Source organism: Methylorubrum thiocyanatum (genome assembly GCA_014138645.1).
In the GTDB taxonomy this organism is placed as follows: Bacteria; Pseudomonadota; Alphaproteobacteria; order Rhizobiales; family Beijerinckiaceae; genus Methylobacterium; species Methylobacterium thiocyanatum.
On the sequence record JACJIB010000007.1, the window covers coordinates 152,803 to 168,373 of the forward strand.

At 69.1% G+C, this 15,571-nt stretch carries 16 protein-coding genes; 8 read left to right on the forward strand and 8 right to left on the reverse strand.

Annotated elements, in window-relative coordinates; all coding sequences use genetic code 11:
• Positions 1–3: 3 nt before the first annotated feature.
• Positions 4–1,128 carry a glycosyltransferase family 61 protein gene (locus tag HNR51_RS19490; protein WP_182556086.1) on the reverse strand — a complete coding sequence of 375 codons (1,125 nt, stop codon included), beginning with the start codon at positions 1,126–1,128 and terminating at the stop codon, positions 4–6.
• Positions 1,129–1,139: 11 nt separating this feature from the next.
• On the reverse strand, positions 1,140–1,970 hold the full coding sequence (locus HNR51_RS19495) for a pyruvate, water dikinase regulatory protein (RefSeq protein ID WP_141950930.1): 831 nt from the start codon (positions 1,968–1,970) through the stop codon (positions 1,140–1,142).
• A 788-nt stretch (positions 1,971–2,758) separates the two neighbouring features.
• On the opposite strand from HNR51_RS19495, the gene hemE reads away from it, so the two are divergent.
• From hemE to HNR51_RS19515, 4 genes are all read left to right on the forward strand, one after another.
• Positions 2,759–3,823 (forward strand): uroporphyrinogen decarboxylase, encoded by a 1,065-nt coding sequence (gene hemE, locus HNR51_RS19500; protein ID WP_239681425.1) that lies wholly within the window; start codon positions 2,759–2,761, stop codon positions 3,821–3,823.
• On the forward strand, positions 3,820–4,269 hold the full coding sequence (locus HNR51_RS19505; RefSeq protein ID WP_182556088.1) for an NUDIX hydrolase: 450 nt from the start codon (positions 3,820–3,822) through the stop codon (positions 4,267–4,269). Before hemE ends, HNR51_RS19505 begins: the two co-directional genes overlap by 4 nt.
• Entirely contained in the window at positions 4,262–4,702 is a 441-nt protein-coding gene (hemJ, locus tag HNR51_RS19510) for a protoporphyrinogen oxidase HemJ (protein WP_012453410.1), read from the forward strand. The genes HNR51_RS19505 and hemJ overlap by 8 nt, the downstream gene beginning before the upstream one ends.
• Positions 4,703–4,788: 86 nt before the next feature.
• Positions 4,789–5,130: a lysozyme inhibitor LprI family protein gene (locus HNR51_RS19515; protein WP_012453411.1), complete on the forward strand. Its 342-nt coding sequence runs from the start codon at positions 4,789–4,791 to the stop codon at positions 5,128–5,130.
• Positions 5,131–5,278: 148 nt separating this feature from the next.
• Here the strand turns inward: HNR51_RS19515 and hisG are convergent, their stop codons facing one another.
• The 4 genes from hisG to HNR51_RS19535 all read right to left on the reverse strand — a co-directional run bounded on the left by hisG (position 5,279) and on the right by HNR51_RS19535 (position 9,284).
• Positions 5,279–6,256 carry an ATP phosphoribosyltransferase gene (gene hisG, locus HNR51_RS19520; protein ID WP_012453412.1) on the reverse strand — a complete coding sequence of 326 codons (978 nt, stop codon included), beginning with the start codon at positions 6,254–6,256 and terminating at the stop codon, positions 5,279–5,281.
• Complete coding sequence (locus tag HNR51_RS19525; RefSeq protein WP_182556089.1) at positions 6,253–7,416, reverse strand: ATP phosphoribosyltransferase regulatory subunit; 1,164 nt, start codon at positions 7,414–7,416, stop codon at positions 6,253–6,255. The genes hisG and HNR51_RS19525 overlap by 4 nt, the downstream gene beginning before the upstream one ends.
• A gap of 115 nt (positions 7,417–7,531) precedes the next feature.
• Positions 7,532–8,419, reverse strand: coding sequence for a TIGR01459 family HAD-type hydrolase (locus HNR51_RS19530; RefSeq protein ID WP_182556090.1), 888 nt, complete (start codon positions 8,417–8,419; stop codon positions 7,532–7,534).
• A 352-nt stretch (positions 8,420–8,771) separates the two neighbouring features.
• Complete coding sequence (locus HNR51_RS19535) at positions 8,772–9,284, reverse strand: TetR-like C-terminal domain-containing protein (protein WP_182556202.1); 513 nt, start codon at positions 9,282–9,284, stop codon at positions 8,772–8,774.
• A gap of 310 nt (positions 9,285–9,594) precedes the next feature.
• On the opposite strand from HNR51_RS19535, the gene HNR51_RS19540 reads away from it, so the two are divergent.
• From HNR51_RS19540 to HNR51_RS19550, 3 genes are all read left to right on the forward strand, one after another.
• Positions 9,595–13,011 carry an acyl-[ACP]--phospholipid O-acyltransferase gene (locus HNR51_RS19540; RefSeq protein WP_182556091.1) on the forward strand — a complete coding sequence of 1,139 codons (3,417 nt, stop codon included), beginning with the start codon at positions 9,595–9,597 and terminating at the stop codon, positions 13,009–13,011.
• Between the two features lie 128 nt (positions 13,012–13,139).
• Entirely contained in the window at positions 13,140–13,535 is a 396-nt protein-coding gene (locus HNR51_RS19545; RefSeq protein WP_182556092.1) for a type II toxin-antitoxin system RelE/ParE family toxin, read from the forward strand.
• Complete coding sequence (locus tag HNR51_RS19550; RefSeq protein ID WP_141950939.1) at positions 13,519–13,842, forward strand: helix-turn-helix domain-containing protein; 324 nt, start codon at positions 13,519–13,521, stop codon at positions 13,840–13,842. The genes HNR51_RS19545 and HNR51_RS19550 overlap by 17 nt, the downstream gene beginning before the upstream one ends.
• A gap of 107 nt (positions 13,843–13,949) precedes the next feature.
• On the opposite strand, the gene HNR51_RS19555 is transcribed toward HNR51_RS19550, so the two are convergent.
• Positions 13,950–14,330: a type II toxin-antitoxin system VapC family toxin gene (locus tag HNR51_RS19555; protein WP_152276383.1), complete on the reverse strand. Its 381-nt coding sequence runs from the start codon at positions 14,328–14,330 to the stop codon at positions 13,950–13,952.
• Positions 14,327–14,581, reverse strand: coding sequence for a type II toxin-antitoxin system Phd/YefM family antitoxin (locus HNR51_RS19560; protein WP_141950941.1), 255 nt, complete (start codon positions 14,579–14,581; stop codon positions 14,327–14,329). Before HNR51_RS19560 ends, HNR51_RS19555 begins: the two co-directional genes overlap by 4 nt.
• Positions 14,582–14,773: 192 nt before the next feature.
• On the opposite strand from HNR51_RS19560, the gene HNR51_RS19565 reads away from it, so the two are divergent.
• Positions 14,774–15,460 carry a DsbA family protein gene (locus HNR51_RS19565; RefSeq protein ID WP_182556093.1) on the forward strand — a complete coding sequence of 229 codons (687 nt, stop codon included), beginning with the start codon at positions 14,774–14,776 and terminating at the stop codon, positions 15,458–15,460.
• The last annotated feature ends 111 nt before the right edge of the window (positions 15,461–15,571 follow it).

Here is a 15,571-nt window from a genome sequence, read left to right on the forward strand (position 1 = left end):
CCGTCAGCGCAGGCCGCGCCAGTCGAGCCAGTCGAACAGGAAGTCGATATCCTCCGGCGCCACGGAGAAGAACCCCTCCTCCGAGCGGCCCGAGCCGATCACGTAGCCGCCGGCATGGCCCAGCGTGTGGTCGATCGAGCTTTGCAGGAAGCCGAGTTCGAGCCCGTTGTCGCGCAACGCCACCACGGTGGTGCCTGGGGGCGCGAACAGCGAACCGTGCAGCCCGGAACCGTACTCGCCGACGATGGTGCCGGCGGAGCGGAACAGCGCGATCTGCTCGGGCACGCTCAACCGCTCGGGCCGGACCGGCGTGAAGCCGCGGGCCAAAGCCGTCTCCTCGAAGCGGGCACGCTCGGCGAGCGTCCGGCGGTTCCGGGTGTCGGCATTGTCCGAGCGGGAGATCAGGATTTTCTCCGTTCCCTGCCGCTCGCGTCGGCGGCCGAACCGCCAGCGTGAGCCGGGCGCCGCGCGATCGAGGAGGAAGCGGCGGGCCTGCCGCATCAGCGGCGAGGCGCGGCTGACGAAGCGCAAGGCCGTCGGCACGAGGAGGCGGCGGCACGCGACCCGATCCCGCGTGCGGTCGTAGACGACGAGCCGATCCGCGCCGATGCCGAGAAGGCCGAGCCAGATGCGGGCGAAATCCGGCGTGTCGGCGGGCAGGAGGTAGCGCAGGCGGGTGATGTCGTGGCCGGCCCGGTCGAGCAGGAAGAGCTTGGGCAGGAAATCGACCAGCCAGTGACCGTACATCTGGTGGCCCATGCCGGTCAGCAGCACGACCGGCTCCTCGACATCCACCCGCCGCAGGTCGGACAGCCGCGCCGCGATCGCGCGGAAATGCCCCTCGAAATTGACGGGGAAGATGTTGAGCTGGTTGGCATACTGGAACACGCCGTCGAGGAGGATGACGCCCTCCTCCGTCACCTCCGCCTCCGGCAGCTCGAACAGGCTCGTGCCGAGCACGATGGTCTGCTCGTGATAGACCCGCAGGAGCGTCGGCGTGACCTGCCCGACCATGAGGTCGGGCGGGGGCGCCCAGTCGCGGTAGGACAGACTGAGATCGGTGCAGCGCCCGCGTCCGGCCTGGACGGTCTCGCGCAGATCGGCCGCGGCGAGAACCGCGCGGTCCATATTCCCCGTCCTCAAGTGGCGATGAACTTGAGGCGGTGCTCACGGTAGAGGTCGAGGATCGCGGCGGCCGTCTCCTCGATCGAGCGGCGGGTCACGTCGATGGTCGGCCAGCGGTACTTGGCGCAGAGCCGGCGCGAGGCGGCGATCTCGTCGGAGACCGATTGCCGATCGACATAGGCCGAGTTGTCGTCGGCCTTGAGGCTGAGCAGGCGGTTCTGGCGGATCTGCACGATGCGCTCGGGGCTGGCGATCAGCCCGACGATCAGCGCCTTCTTCACCCGGTCGAAGCTCGGCGGCAGCGGCATCGAGGGGACGAGCGGCAGGTTGGCGGTCTTGAGGCCGCGGTTGGCCAGATAGATCGAGGTCGGCGTCTTCGAGGTGCGGCTGACGCCGACCAGCACCACGTCGGCCTCGTCGAGGTCGGCCGGCAGGTTGCCGTCGTCGTGGGCCAGCGTGAAGTTCATCGCGTCGATGCGCTTGAAGTACTCGGCGTTGAGCATGTGCTGGGCGCCGGGCCGCTCGGTCGAGGTCGCGCCGAGATAGGAGCGCAGCAGCGCGTGCACCGGCTGGAGCACGTTGAGCGTCGGCGAGCCGGTCTCGCGGCAGGCCTCCTCCAGGCGCTCGATCAGTTCGTGGCCGACCAGGGTGTAGAGCACGAGGCCCGGCGCCGCCTTGATCTCGGAGATCACCCGTTCGAGCTGCGCGCCCGAGCGCACCAGCGGGTAGACGTGCTCGATCGCCGAGATGCCCTCGTACTGCACCGCCGCCGCGCGCCCGACATTGATCAGGGTCTCGCCGGTGGAGTCCGAGACGAGGTGGAGATGGAAGTAGCTGCGGCTCATCGTCGGCCCGTCTCTGGCGTGACGCATCGATCCTGAGGGCAGCGTGGCCGCCCCACCGCGATGCTTAGAGCATTTTTTTACGCGAAGGCGATGCCGAATTGCCGTTCGTCCGCCGCCGGCCCTCGGACTGATGGCGAAGCGACGCAAGCCGGCCGACCGTTTCGAGCCCCGTCGTCGTGGCCGTCGCGGTGTCTGGATCGCTTGTTCCGATGCGGGCGCGTCGGGAGGACGGCCCACGGCCTCCTCGTAGGGCGAAGCCGAAGCGATCCGGACTGCGCCGCCGCGGAAAGGAGGCGCCCTCCCCGATCACATCGCGAGATCGTTCAATGACTTGAGGCGCAAAACCGGGACTTTGCCGGCACGATATCCCCAATCGGCGTCCAAGGAGTCGACAAGTGGGGAAAAGCCGGCCCGGCGAGAGCCCGGCGGCGGGTTGCCCCGAAAACCGTCGACTCCTCCCTCAACACCGTGATCCTGCGCACACGGTGGAGTCGGTCCCGTGGGAGAATCCGGGACCGAGACGGCCATCAGGGCACACGGGCCCACGCAAGCCGCTGGTGAGCTTGGCCTATCGTGGACATTAGATCCAATCCGTTAAGAGGCGATTAACGCCGCGGCTGTGGGGAGGGCCTGTGGACGCGCTTGCGGCATCACGATCCAACGTCCAAGAGAAAAAACAGAGATTCTAGAATCTCTCTTTCTTTGAGAAGGGCCGGGGTGGGGATGGCGCGGTCGCGACCTCTCCGGTCTCCCTCGAACGGCAATCAGGCAGGATGCAGGCTTCAGGCATGGCGAAGACGGCCGACAGACCGGTGCTGCGGGTGATGTCGGGAGAGGCGATCTCCCCGCCCCCGGCCTGGATGATGCGCCAGGCCGGCCGCTACCTGCCGGAATACCGGGCGACCCGGGCGGAGGCCGGCTCCTTCCTCGATCTCTGCTACAACCCGGCCTTCGCCACCGAGGTGACGCTGCAGCCGATCCGCCGCTTCGGCTTCGAGGCGTCGATCCTGTTCTCCGACATCCTCGTGGTGCCCCATGCCCTCGGGCAGGACGTGCGCTTCGTCGAGGGCGAGGGGCCGCGCCTCGATGCGCTGGAGGGCCGCGCCCAGTTCGAACGCCTGCGCGAAGCGGGCGACCCGGCGATTTTCTCGCATCTGGCCCCGGTCTTCGAGGCGGTGGAGCGGATCCGCGGGGCGCTGCCCCATGAGACCACGCTGCTCGGCTTCTGCGGCGCGCCCTGGACGGTGGCGAGCTACATGATCGGCGGGCGCGGCACGCCGGATCTCGCCCCGGCGCGGGCGCTGGCGGCCTCCGACCCGGCGCTCCTCGATGCGTTGCTCGACCGGCTGGTCACGGTCCAGATCGAATACCTCGTGCGCCAGCTCCGCGCCGGCGCCGACGCGGTGCAGATCTTCGAGTCCCATGCCGGCGTGCTGCCGGACTCCGCCGACGGCGACGCGCTCAAGCGCTTCTCCCTCGGCCCGATCGCGCGGATGGTCGAGGGCATCCGGGCGCAGGTGCCGGGCGCCAAGATCATCGTCTTCGCCCGCGGTTCGGGACTGGACGGCCATGCCCGCGTCATCCCCGAGACCGGCGCCGATGTCGTGGGCGTCGATTGGGGGGTCGATCTCGCGGCCCTGCGCGGCCGTGTGCCGGCCACGACGGTGACCCAGGGCAATCTCCACCCCGAGACGCTGATCGAGGGCGGGCGGGCGCTGGATGCAGCCGTGGACGCCATCCTGGCGGCGACCGAGGGCCAGCCGCACATCTTCAACCTCGGCCACGGCATCACCCCGCAGACGCCGATCGCCCATGTCGAGCAGATGCTGGCCCGGCTCCGGGGCGGCCGGTGAGCCGCATCCGCGTCGCCGCCCTGGCTCTGGTGCGGCCGGATGCGGGGGGCGAGGCGTTGCTGGTGGTGCGCAAGCGCGGCAGTAGCCGCTTCATGCTGCCCGGCGGCAAGTTCGAGGATCGTGAGAGTGATGCGGCCTGCCTCGCCCGCGAGCTGCGCGAGGAACTGGGCCTGACCTTCGATCCGGAGGCGGCGGTCCGTCTCGGACGGTTCGAGGCGGAGGCCGCCAACGAGCCGGGCCACGTCGTCGAGGCGACGGTCTACCGGCAGGCGGCCGGGGCCGGCCTGAACCCGGTCTGCGGCGCGGAGATCGAGGAAACCGCTTGGCTCGCCCTGAACGACACGGCGGGCGAGCCGGCGATGCCGCTCGCGCCGCTTCTCACCCAAGAACTTCTGCCGCGCCTGCGCGCGGCGTCCCCCTCACGGAGTCCCTCACCCGGTGCTTGACGCTTCGTACCCCTGGATCAAGGCCTTCCACGTCATCGCGGTGATCGCCTGGATGGCGGCGATGCTCTACCTGCCGCGCCTGTTCGTCTATCACGCCGCGCTGCCCGCCGGGTCGCGGGTGCAGTCCGAGACCTTCAAGGTCATGGAGCGGCGCCTGCTCAAGGCGATCATGACGCCGGCCATGATCGTCACCTGGATCCTCGGGCTCTGGCTCGCGTGGCAGAGCGGCTACTACGCCGCGCCCTGGCTGCACGCGAAATTCGCCCTGGTGCTGGCGATGAGCGGCGTGCACGGCTTCCTCGCCCGCACGGTCAAGGACTTCGCCGCCGACCGCAACACCCGCAGCCAGCGCTTCTACCGCGTCATCAACGAGGTGCCGACGCTCTTGATGATCGGCATCGTCATCCTCGCGATCGTGAAGCCCTGGAGCTGATTCTTTTTCGCGGGTCGCGGCACCGGGACGGGGGCAGGCCGTTGGAAGGGCAAAGCGTGGCCGTTCGCCGCGAAGGAGCCCTGCCGATGCGTACCCTGTTCCTCGCCCTTGCTCTGAGCCTTGCCGCGGCCTCGCCTGCGGCGGCGGCGAGCTTTTCCTGCGCCAAGGCCGAGACGCCGGACGAGAAGGCGGTCTGCGACACCCGCAGCCTCAACGACCTCGACGTCGAGATGGCGGTGCGCTTCGACATCCTGAAAGACCTCCTGCCGATGGGCAACCGCACCAAGATGCAGGAGGATCAGGAGGCCTGGCTCAAGGACCGCCGCGCCTGCGGCGCCGAGGTCGCCTGCCTCACGGCGGCCTACGAGGGCCGGCTCAAGGTGCTGCGCGCGGTATTGTCGGAGTTCGCCAAGCAGGGCGGGCAGTAGCGCGCTTTCCCACCAGCCCACTCATCCTGAGGTGCCGCGAAGCGGCCTCGAAGGATCCTCCAGGGATCGTGCGGGGTCTGGAGGATCCTTCGAGGCTCCGCTTCGCTGCGCACCTCAGGATGAGGTCGTGGATGGGAGGATTGACCTTCTACAACCGCGCCAGCAGCCGCTCCGCCAGCGGGTTCTCCGCGGCGAAGGCGTAGTCGATCCGCCGCACGGTGACCGCCCGCGCCCCGGCCTGCACCAGGGCGTCGGAGAGGTCGAACACCGCATCCACCGGACAGCGCATCACGATCTCGCCGTCGGCGCCGCGCGGAGCGCCGTAGGGCAGTTCCGCCTCGTGCAGGCCGGCGAGGGTGGCCAGATCGATGGAGCCGGATTCGGGAAGCGCGGCGCGCACCTCGCGGGTGGTGCGGGCGCGCTCCTCCGCCGCGATCCGGCCGAGCACGGTGCGCAAGGCCGCCCGCGCCGTCTCGCTCCAGTCGGCCTTCAGCGAGGCGACGAGATTGGCCTCCGAGCGCAGCATCACCCCGTCGTCGAGGATCTTGAGCGCGTTGGCCGCGAGCGTCGTGCCGGTGGTGGTGATGTCGACGATGATCTCCGCCGAGCCCGCGGCCGGCGCCCCCTCGGTGGCGCCCAGGCTCTCGACGATGCGGTAATCGGCGATGCCGGCTTCCGCGAAGAAGCGGCGGGTCAGGTTCACGTATTTGGTGGCGATGCGCATCCGCCGGCCCTGGCGCAGGCGCATCTCGCTGGCGACCTCGTCGAGGTCGCTCATGGCGCGCACGTCGATCCAGGCCTGGGGCACCGCCACCACCACGCTGGCATGGCCGAAGCCGAGCGGCGTCAGCAGCTCCACGCTCGAGCCGGGGTCGGGCAGCATCTCGCGGATCAGATCCTCGCCGGTGACGCCGAGATGGGCGGCGCCGCTGGCGAGCTGGCCGGCGATCTCCGAGGCCGAGAGGTAGCGCACCTCGACGCCGGGCAGGCCGGCGAGCGTGCCGCGATATTCGCGCCCGCCCGCCTTCTGCACGAGCTTGAGCCCCGCGCGGGAGAAGAAGGCGCTGGCATTCTCCTGAAGCCGGCCCTTGGAGGGAACGGCGAGAACCAGGGGCTGACCGGTCACGCGACACCTCCTTCGCTTCCGCCCACATCGCCTTCGGCGCAGCGCGACAGCCAGAACGCGCAGCCCACCGCCGGCAGCGGCACCGGGCTGCCGAGCTGCTGCAGCAGACCGTCGTAGCGCCCGCCGCCGACGAGGGTCGGCCCGCCGGCCGCGCCCGTCACCTCGAAGATGAAGCCGGTATAGTAGTCGAGGTTGCGCGCGAACCCGCCGCTGAAGCGGAACCGCTCCACGGGCAGGCCGCGGGCCGCCATGAAGCCGGTGCGCTCCTCGAACAGCGCGAGCGCGGCGTCGAGCCCGGCATGGGTGAGACCGGCCTCGCGGGCGAGCGCCCGCACCGCACCCGCCGCCGCGTCGGGATCGCCCCCGATGGCGCAGTAGCGCTCGATCAGCGCCCGGTTGCCCGCGTTGAGGCCGGCGCCCCCTTGCGCCTGCGCCGAGGCCTTGGCGAGGAAGCGCTCGGCGATGGCGCCGGCGCTGCGCCCGCCGACCTGCGAGATCCCGGCGATCGACAGCACGTCCTCGACGAAGGCGCGCACGGCGCCGGCATCCTGGCCCTGGATCGCGGCGAGCAGGCCGGCATGGCGATCCTCGGTCTGGGCCGTGTTCGCGACCTCGTCGAGGGAGCGCCCGGCGGCGATGGCCCGCAGCGTCCGGCGCTTGGCCACCGGCGGCACCGCGAGCGCGTCGAGGAAGGCGTGGGTCAGGCCCATATCGCCGAGCCGCACGGCGACGTCGGAGCGCCCGAGCAGGTCGAGGCCCTCGAAGGCCAGTCCCAGCACCTCGGCATCCGCCGCCGGGGTGTCGGTGCGCCCGATCGACTCGATGCCGCCCTGGACGAACTCGTCGGGCTCCCCCGCCGCGACGCGGAAGACCGGGCCGAGATAGCTGTAATCGGCGCTCTCGCCCGGCCGCATCGCCTGGTGCAGGCGGCAGACGGGGATGGTGAATTCCGGCCGAAGGCACAGCTCGGCCCCGGTCGCGTCCTGCGTCACGAAGATGCGCCGCCGGATGTCCTCGCCCGAGAGTTCGAGGAACGGCTCGACCGGCTGCAGCACCGGGGGCGAGGCGGGCACGTATCCGCAGGCGGAAAAATGCGCCGACAGCCGCACATGGCGCAACGCCTCCGCCCCGCTCGGGCCGCCTGCCTCCGGTCTCGTCATCGTGTCGGATCCAGCTTGATTTCGGCCCCCATAGCAATCGTCTTCCCCGTTGGCGACCGCGAGAACCGGATTTCGAGTGCGCAGACCGTTCGGGGCAGGGTCTTCGCGGCCGCCCTTACCAGACCAGCCGCTCGATCACCGCATCGGGCCGGACCTCCTGGCGCGAGAGCCAGTCCGCGATGTCGCCGAGGCTGTGGTGCTCGGCCGTGACGCCGAGTTCCTCCGCGTGGATGCCGCGGGCCACCAGCACCGACGGGATGCCGTAGCCCGAGGCCCCGGCGATATCGGTGCGGATCGCGTCCCCCACCGCGACGGTGCGGCTCACATCCGGGGGCGGCATGCGATCGAGCTCGCCGGCCATGGCGAGCGCCGTCTCGTAGACCGGCCGGTAGGGCTTGCCCGCATAGACGACCGCGCCGCCGATGGCCTCGTAGGCCTGGGCGATCAGGCCGGCGCAGGGGATCAACTTCTTGTCGCGTTCGACCACGAGGTCGGGGTTGGCGCAGATCATCGGCACGGCGCGGGCGCGGAAGTCGGCCAGGGCCTCGCGGTAATCCTCCGCCGTCTCGGTGTGATCGTCGAACAGGCCGGTGCAGACGATGCGCTGGGCCTCCGCCGCCGGCACCAGGGTGAGGTCGAGCCCATCGAAGACCGGCGCGTCGCGCTCCGGCCCCAGGTGATACACCCGCTCGCCCGGATGCTCGGCGATCAGCCGCCGGGTCAGGTCACCCGAGGTGAGGATCGCGTCATAGGCCTCCCGCTTCACGCCGTAGCCGTCGAGGATCTTTTGCACCCCCTGCCAGGGTCGGGGCGCGTTCGAGACGAGGATCACCCGGCGCGGGCGCGGACCCGGCAGCGCCCGGAAGCGGATCAGCGCCTCACCCGCCGCGGCGTGGCCGCGGGTCCCGTCATGCAGCACGCCCCAGACGTCGCACAGGATCAGGTCGTAACGCTCGGCCACCTCCGCGAAGTGGCGCAGGGTCGGGACGGAAGGGTGAGTCATCGAAGGATCCGGTCGGGCGGTGAGGCTGCGGGCTCTATAGCGGGGTTTGCGGAGCGCTGAAGGCTGAGGCCGACCTTTGTGACACCCATCCCCCTCCGCAGGGGCGACACGGCGAGGCCGGTTTGAAGCTCCGGAAGATCCTGCCTCATGCCTCGACGGCGTCATTCCGGGGCCGCGCAGCGGAACCCGGAATCCACCCATGAGGCGGCGCCGAAGCATGCCGTCGAGGCTGGTCGTGGATCCCGGGTTCGCCTGCGGCGCCCCGGGATGACGGTGGCAGGGTATCGCGGTCGGAGAGGTCGTCCCTTCGATGCGTGTTGGCAGTCGCTGAGGGGACGGGAATACGAAAAAATCACCCCAGGAACCGCCCCACCAGCAGCCGCGCCAGCTCCCGCGGCGGGTCGGGGGTGAGCACGGCGAGCTTGCGCGAGGTCGAGAGCGAGGCGAGCCCGTGCAGGGCGGCCCACAGGGCGGCGACCGCCCGGCGGCGCTCGTCCGGTTCGGCGATGAGCGGCGCCAGCACCGTATCCACGAGCCCGACCGGCTCGGCCAGGGCCGCAGCGTACCAGTCCGGAAACGGCTGGTCCGGCGCGGCGAGATGCTCGAACAGCAGGCTCCAGACCCGCGGGTCGGCAGCGACGAAGACGAGATAGGCGTCGGCCAGCGCCAGGGCGTTGTCCCGCGCCGCCCGGTTCGGGTCGATCTCCGCCGCCAGCGCCGCGTGCAGCCGGGCGAGCGTGCGGGCATTGACCCGCAGCACCACCTGATCGAGGTCGCCCACCGCGTTGTAGATCGAGTTCGGCGCGTAGCCGATCGCCGCCGCCAGCCGCCGCATGCCGAGCGCGCGAAAACCCTCGTTGCGCACGAGGCTCTCCGCCGTGCCCGCGACGAGACCGATGAAGCCCTCCCGGTCGTGCTCGCCCCGCGGGCCGCTGCCGCGGGTCTTCCCGGGCGAATCCTTGCCCGCCGATTCTCTGCCCGCCAAATCCGCTCCTCGCGGGCCAACGTCACCCATTGGCGTGCGTGCCCGCACCCAGCACCGGGTTAGATTGCACATCGTTCAAAATCAAGCTTGCGCAGCCTCCGGTCGGGTTTAATTTGAACACCGTGCAAAACGCGGATTTGACGCCTTCGCCGTCGGCAGGCAGTCATGCCCGGAGCCGGGAGAGACCACGATGTTCCGCACACTGATGACGACGCGACGCTTCGCGCCGCTGTTCTGGTGCCAGTTCTTCTCCGCCTTCAACGACAATTTCCTCAAGAACGCGCTCGCCCTGCTGATCCTGTTCCAGGTCAGCGCGCGGGGCGAGAGTTCGGGCGGCGTGCTGGTGACGCTGGCCAGCGCCGTGTTCATCGGCCCGTTCTTCATCCTCTCGGGCCTCGGCGGTCAGCTCGCCGACCGCTACGACAAGGCGGTGCTGGCCAAGCGGCTGAAATTCGGTGAGATTTTCGCGGCCCTGCTCTCGGTGCTCGGCTTCTGGCTGCACTCGGTGCCGCTGCTGTTCGCGGCGCTGGGCCTGTTCGGGATCATCGCGGCGCTGTTCGGCCCGATCAAGTACGGCATCCTGCCCGATCACCTGAAGCGCGAGGAACTCACCGCCGGCAACGCGCTGGTCGAGGCCGCGACCTTCCTCGCGATCCTGCTGGGCACCATCACCGCGGGCCTTGCCATGGCGATGGGCGGCCACGCGCTCGGCCTCGGTGCCGGGCTGATGGGCATGGCGGTCCTGTGCTGGCTCTCCGCCCGGATGATCCCGGCCACCGGCGAGGGCGCGCCCGACCTGAAGGTCGATCCGAACGTCGCCCGCTCCACGATCGAACTCCTGCGCGACCTCTGGGCCGACACCCGGCTCTGGCGCGGTTCGGTGATCGTGAGCTGGTTCTGGCTCGTCGGCGTCGTGGTTCTTTCCCTGCTCCCGGTGCTGGTGCGCCAGACCCTCAACGGCACCGAGATCGTCGCCACGACGCTGCTCGCGATCTTCTCGGTCGGCATCGCCGTCGGCTCCGGCCTCGCCTCGTGGCTGGCGAGCGGGCGCATCGTCCTGCTGCCGACCCCGGTCGGCGCGGTGCTGATGGGCCTGTTCGGCCTCGACCTCGCCTGGACGGTGTCGCACCTGCCTCCGCCCACGGGCGAGCCGGTCGGCGCCTGGGACTTCATCACCAGCGGCCACGGCCTGCGCATCGCTGCCGACTTCTTCGGGCTCGCCGTCGCGGGCGGCCTCTATGTCGTGCCCTCGTTTGCCGCGGTGCAGGCCTGGACCGAGAAGGCCAAGCGCGCCCGCGTCATCGGCGCCGTCAACGTGCTCACCGCCGCCTTCATGGTCGGCGGCACCCTGGCGCTCGCCGTGCTCCAGGGCCTCGGCCTGTCCATGGCCCAGCTGCTCGCGCTCGTGGCCGTGCTCAACCTGATCGTCGGCGTGGTGATCCTGAACACCCTACCGACGAACCCCCTGCGCGACGCCCTCTCGATCCTGTTCCGCGCCTTCTACCGCCTGGAGGTGAAGGGCCTGGAGAACGTCGAGAAGGCCGGCCCGAACGCCATCGTCGCCCTCAACCACGTCTCCTTCCTCGACGCGCCGCTGGCGCTGTCGCTGCTGGACAAGGACCCGGTCTTCGCCATCGATCACGGCATCGCCCAGCGCTGGTGGGTGAAGCCGTTCCTCAGCGTCGCCAAGGCGATGCCGCTCGACCCGACGCGGCCGCTCGCCACCCGCACGCTGATCAACGCGGTGAAGGGCGGCGAGACGCTGATCATCTTCCCCGAGGGCCGGCTCACCGTCACGGGCAGCCTGATGAAGGTCTATGACGGGGCGGGGCTGATCGCCGACAAGTCCGGCGCCATGGTGGTGCCGGTGAAGATCGACGGGCCGGAGCGCACGATTTTTTCGCGCCTGAAGCGCGATCAGGTGCGCCGGGCGTGGTGGCCCAAGGTGACCGTGACGATCATGCCGCCGGTGCGGCTCCACGTCGATCCGGAGTTGAAGGGCAAGACCCGCCGGCGCGCCGCGGGCGCGGCGCTCTACGACATCATGTCGGACCTCGTCTTCGAGACCGCCGACATCGAGCGAGGCGTCTTCTCCGCGCTGATCGAGGCGGGCCGGCTTCACGGCTGGCGGCGCACGGCGCTGGAAGATCCGGTGACCGGCACGATGAGCTATTCGCGCCTCGTGATGGGCGCCAACATCCTCGGCCGGAAGCTCCAGACGCTCCTGCCGGACCCGAAGAAACCGGTCGGGCTGATGCTGCCCAACGCCAACGGCGCGGCGGTGACGTTCTTCGCGCTCGCCAGCGCGGGCCGGGTGCCGGCGATGATCAACTTCTCCGCCGGTCCTGCCGCGGTGCTCTCGGCCTGCCGGGCGGCGCAGGTCGAGACCATCCTCACCTCCCGTGCCTTCATCGAGAAGGGCCGCCTCGGCACCTTGATCGAGGGCATCCAGGGGACGATCCGCCTGATCTACCTCGAGGACGTGCGGGCGGGCGTCACCACGGGCGACAAGATCCGCGGGTTCCTGGCCCCCCGCCGGCCGCTGGTGGCGCGCCAGGGCAGCGACCCGGCGGCGATCCTGTTCACGTCGGGCTCGGAGGGCACGCCGAAGGGCGTGGTGCTCGCCAACCGCGCGATGCTCGCCAACACCGCGCAGGTCGCCGCGCGCATCGATTTCGGGCCGCGCGACAAGGTGTTCAATGTGCTGCCCGTCTTCCACGCCTTCGGGCTGACGGCGGGGCTGGTGCTGCCGCTGATCTCGGGTGTGCCGGTCTACCTCTACCCCTCGCCGCTGCACTACCGGATCGTGCCCGAACTCATCTACGGCACCAATGCCACGGTCCTGTTCGGCACCGACACCTTCCTCGCCGGCTACGCCAAGATGGCCCATTCCTACGACCTGCGCTCCTTGCGCTACGTCGTGGCCGGTGCCGAGCCGGTGAAGCAGGCGACCCGCAAGACCTGGGCGGAAAAGTTCGGCCTGCGCATCCTGGAGGGCTACGGCGTCACCGAATGCGGGCCGGTGCTCGCCCTCAACACGCCGATGTTCAACCGCTTCGGCACGGTCGGCCGGCTCCTGCCGGGAATCCAGTCGCGTCTCGAACCGGTGCCCGGCATCGAGGAGGGCGGGCGCCTCGTGGTCCGCGGGCCCAACATCATGCTCGGCTACCTGCGGGCGGAGAATCCCGGCGTCTTGGAGCCGCCCGCGGACGGCTGGTACGACACCGGCGACATCGTCGCCTTTGACGCCGACGGCTTCGTGACGATCAAGGGCCGGGCCAAGCGCTTCGCCAAGATCGCGGGCGAGATGGTGTCGCTGGCCAGCGTCGAGGCGCTCGCCGCCGAACTCTGGCCCGACGCCCCGAGTGCGGTCGCCGCCGTGCCCGACGCACGCAAGGGCGAGCGCCTGATCCTGTTCACGGAAGCCAAGGGCGCGACGCGGGCCGCCTACCAGACCCACGCCAAGGGCCGGGGCGCGGCCGACGTCGCCGTTCCCGCCGAGGTGGTCGTCGTCGAGAAGCTGCCGATGCTGGGCACCGGCAAGGTCGATCAGGTGAGCGTGACCAAGCTCGCGCGCGAGCGGGCGTCGACGGCGGAGGCGGCGTGAGGAGCGGGATGGGGCGATCCCATCCCACCTCGTCCTGCGGCGACGCGTCGATGCAGGCTCGATCGCCTCCGAGCGATCCAAGGACCGGGTGCTTCTTGTATAGGTAGCACTCGGTGATATCTTAGATCATGGCCGATGATCGCGCCGATGCCGATGAAACATGGCCGCGTGCCTTCAAGACCGCTGTCTTTGCCCGGTCAGCGCGCAAGGCACGCATCCATGACGCGGAGCTATGTGAGGCGCTTCGAGAGGTGATGCTGGGCCAAGCGGATGACCTCGGCGGTGGGGTCTTCAAGAAGCGTCTGAACAAAAACAGGCATCGCAGCATCATCCTGGCGAAAGGTGGGCGATACTGGGTGTATGAATACCTCTTCGCCAAGAAGGATCGCGCGAATATCGACGATGGGGAGCTGAGCGATTTCAAGTTGCTCGCGAAGGGCTACGCTTCGTTGAGCGAGGAGCAGATCGACGGGCTCGTGGCTGACAAGGATCTTCTGGAGATCTGCAATGACGGCAAAGCGTAAGTACAGGAGCGACGTGTCCGAGGCGATCCACAGCTCGGCGGCGATGCTGCACAAGGTCGGAGCGCTGGACAAGGCCACCATGCGCGACTTCGATGCGCGCCACCTCGTCGTGCCGGACGTGATCGAGCCCGCCCAGATCAAGCAGATCCGCGAGTCGAACAACGTCAGTCAGCCAGTCTTCGCCCGCTATCTCAACACCAGCGAGAGCACGGTCGAGAAGTGGGAGACCGGAGCCAAACGTCCCAGCGGCATGGCTCTGAAGCTGCTGACAATCGTCCAAAAGCACGGCCTGGACGTCCTCGCCTGAGCGGGCGCGTACGTCACAGAACAATAAAGAGCTCCTGTATCGAACAGGCGCACTTTGTTACAGATCCCGTTCGGAAGCTGCCGTCTATGCGCCGATCCGAACACCTGTCACGCGCGTTCCAAGTCGGTCCGTGAAAAGTCCTCGCCGACGTAGAGCAGCCGGCAGCCCTTCTCCTTCGCGAGCACATAGGCAAAGCAATCGCCAAAATTCAGCGCCGCGGGATGAATGCCTTTGCCCCAGGTTGCATAGGCTTGAACGACATTCTGCGCAGTGGCAGCGGTCACACTGATGATCTCGAAGCCGAGGCTCTCGATCAATTGTTCCATTTCGGTCTTGCAATTCCGCCGTAGCGCAACGATCAAGGCTTCTGCCATCGTCCCGGCCGATATGAGGACTTTTTCCTCGGCTTCCAGAACGTCGGTGCATCGATCGGCCTCCGTCTCATCGAGAAGGATGGCCATCAACGCCGACGTATCGACCACGATCATTTCGGCAGGCCGTCCTCATCGTACAGGAAGTCCTGGCTGCGATCCGCGCTGGGCCCAGCCGACGACTTTGCCGCCGCCTGTCTCACGGCGTTCAGAAGGGCGCGCCGTGCCTGCCGATCCGGTACGGTCTTGATCGGCTCAAGCCGGACGGCGGCATGTCCGTGCCGCGTCAGGATGATTTCCTCTCCTGCTTCGGCACGTCGCACGAGATCGGTTAATTGCGCTTTCGCTTCCGATACGGAGACGCGCATCGCCCTGGCCCTACCGCACCCTGTGATCTCTTGGAATTTGGACCACAGAATGGTTCAAAACAAGACTTCATCTACGAGCCCATCCGGATCGCTGTCCGATACCTCTCGGTCCAGCGGGCTCGGCGGAAGTCGAACTTAAACCATTCTTGACCCTATCCTCGGCCCGTCCCACCACCCGCGGGTCCGTTGCCGATGCCCCTCTCTCGCCGCCGCTTCCTCGTCTCCTCGCTCGGTCTCGCGATCGCCGGCCCCGCCGCGGCGCAGAGCTACGGCCAGACCTTCAAGGTCGAGAACGACGAGGGCCGGCCGGTGGCCAACATGCGGCTGCCGGGCGAGATCACCGGGCAGATCCAGGAACTGCGCGGCGTCACCTATCTCGGGCCGCGCGAGGCCGAGGTGACGCTCTACGAGTTCTTCGACTACAACTGTCCCTGGTGCCGCAAGGCGGCGGCCGACGTCACCGCACTCGCCGGCAGCGACCCGGGCTTACGGATCGGCCTCGTGCACAACCCGATCCTCTCGCCGATGTCGGCCCAGGCGGCGAAGGTCTCGCTCGCGGTACAGCGCAAGCTCGGATCGGCGGCGGCCTTCGCCTTCTACGACCAGTTGCTGTCCACCAAGGGCCAGATCGACGGGCTCAAGGCGCTCGACATCGGCGCGAAGACCGGCGTGCCGCGGGTCGAACTCGAACAGATCGCCGACAGCGACGCGGTGCGCGAGGCCCTGCGCGCCCACATGAACGTTGCGGCCAATCTCGGGCTCACCGCGACGCCCTCCTACGTGCTCGGCAATACCGGCGTGCTCGGCCATCCCGGCGTGAAGTCGCTGGCGAAGATGATCGCGGCGATGCGGCGCTGCGATCAGATTGCCTGCGGGTAGGCTCTTGTATCCAAGCTGCACGGAACACGACCGATGGTCCTGTTCCGTGCGTCCGGCGGACGACCGCCGCCCCGCAGTCGCGGGGGGCATCGACGATGAGTCAGGATCATC

What these genes read in the sequence shown, in the direction of transcription:
- HNR51_RS19565 (WP_182556093.1), top strand. Translation starts at nt 14,774, where the DNA reads ATGCCCCTCTCTCGCCGCCGCTTCCTCGTCTCCTCGCTCGGTCTCGCG.
- HNR51_RS19530 (WP_182556090.1), bottom strand. Translation starts at nt 8,419, where the DNA reads ATGACTCACCCTTCCGTCCCGACCCTGCGCCACTTCGCGGAGGTGGCC.
- hemE (WP_239681425.1), top strand. Translation starts at nt 2,759, where the DNA reads ATGGCGAAGACGGCCGACAGACCGGTGCTGCGGGTGATGTCGGGAGAG.
- HNR51_RS19490 (WP_182556086.1), bottom strand. Translation starts at nt 1,128, where the DNA reads ATGGACCGCGCGGTTCTCGCCGCGGCCGATCTGCGCGAGACCGTCCAG.
- HNR51_RS19495 (WP_141950930.1), bottom strand. Translation starts at nt 1,970, where the DNA reads ATGAGCCGCAGCTACTTCCATCTCCACCTCGTCTCGGACTCCACCGGC.
- HNR51_RS19525 (WP_182556089.1), bottom strand. Translation starts at nt 7,416, where the DNA reads ATGACGAGACCGGAGGCAGGCGGCCCGAGCGGGGCGGAGGCGTTGCGC.
- HNR51_RS19550 (WP_141950939.1), top strand. Translation starts at nt 13,519, where the DNA reads ATGACGGCAAAGCGTAAGTACAGGAGCGACGTGTCCGAGGCGATCCAC.
- HNR51_RS19560 (WP_141950941.1), bottom strand. Translation starts at nt 14,581, where the DNA reads ATGCGCGTCTCCGTATCGGAAGCGAAAGCGCAATTAACCGATCTCGTG.
- HNR51_RS19540 (WP_182556091.1), top strand. Translation starts at nt 9,595, where the DNA reads ATGTTCCGCACACTGATGACGACGCGACGCTTCGCGCCGCTGTTCTGG.
- HNR51_RS19515 (WP_012453411.1), top strand. Translation starts at nt 4,789, where the DNA reads ATGCGTACCCTGTTCCTCGCCCTTGCTCTGAGCCTTGCCGCGGCCTCG.
- HNR51_RS19545 (WP_182556092.1), top strand. Translation starts at nt 13,140, where the DNA reads ATGGCCGATGATCGCGCCGATGCCGATGAAACATGGCCGCGTGCCTTC.
- HNR51_RS19555 (WP_152276383.1), bottom strand. Translation starts at nt 14,330, where the DNA reads ATGATCGTGGTCGATACGTCGGCGTTGATGGCCATCCTTCTCGATGAG.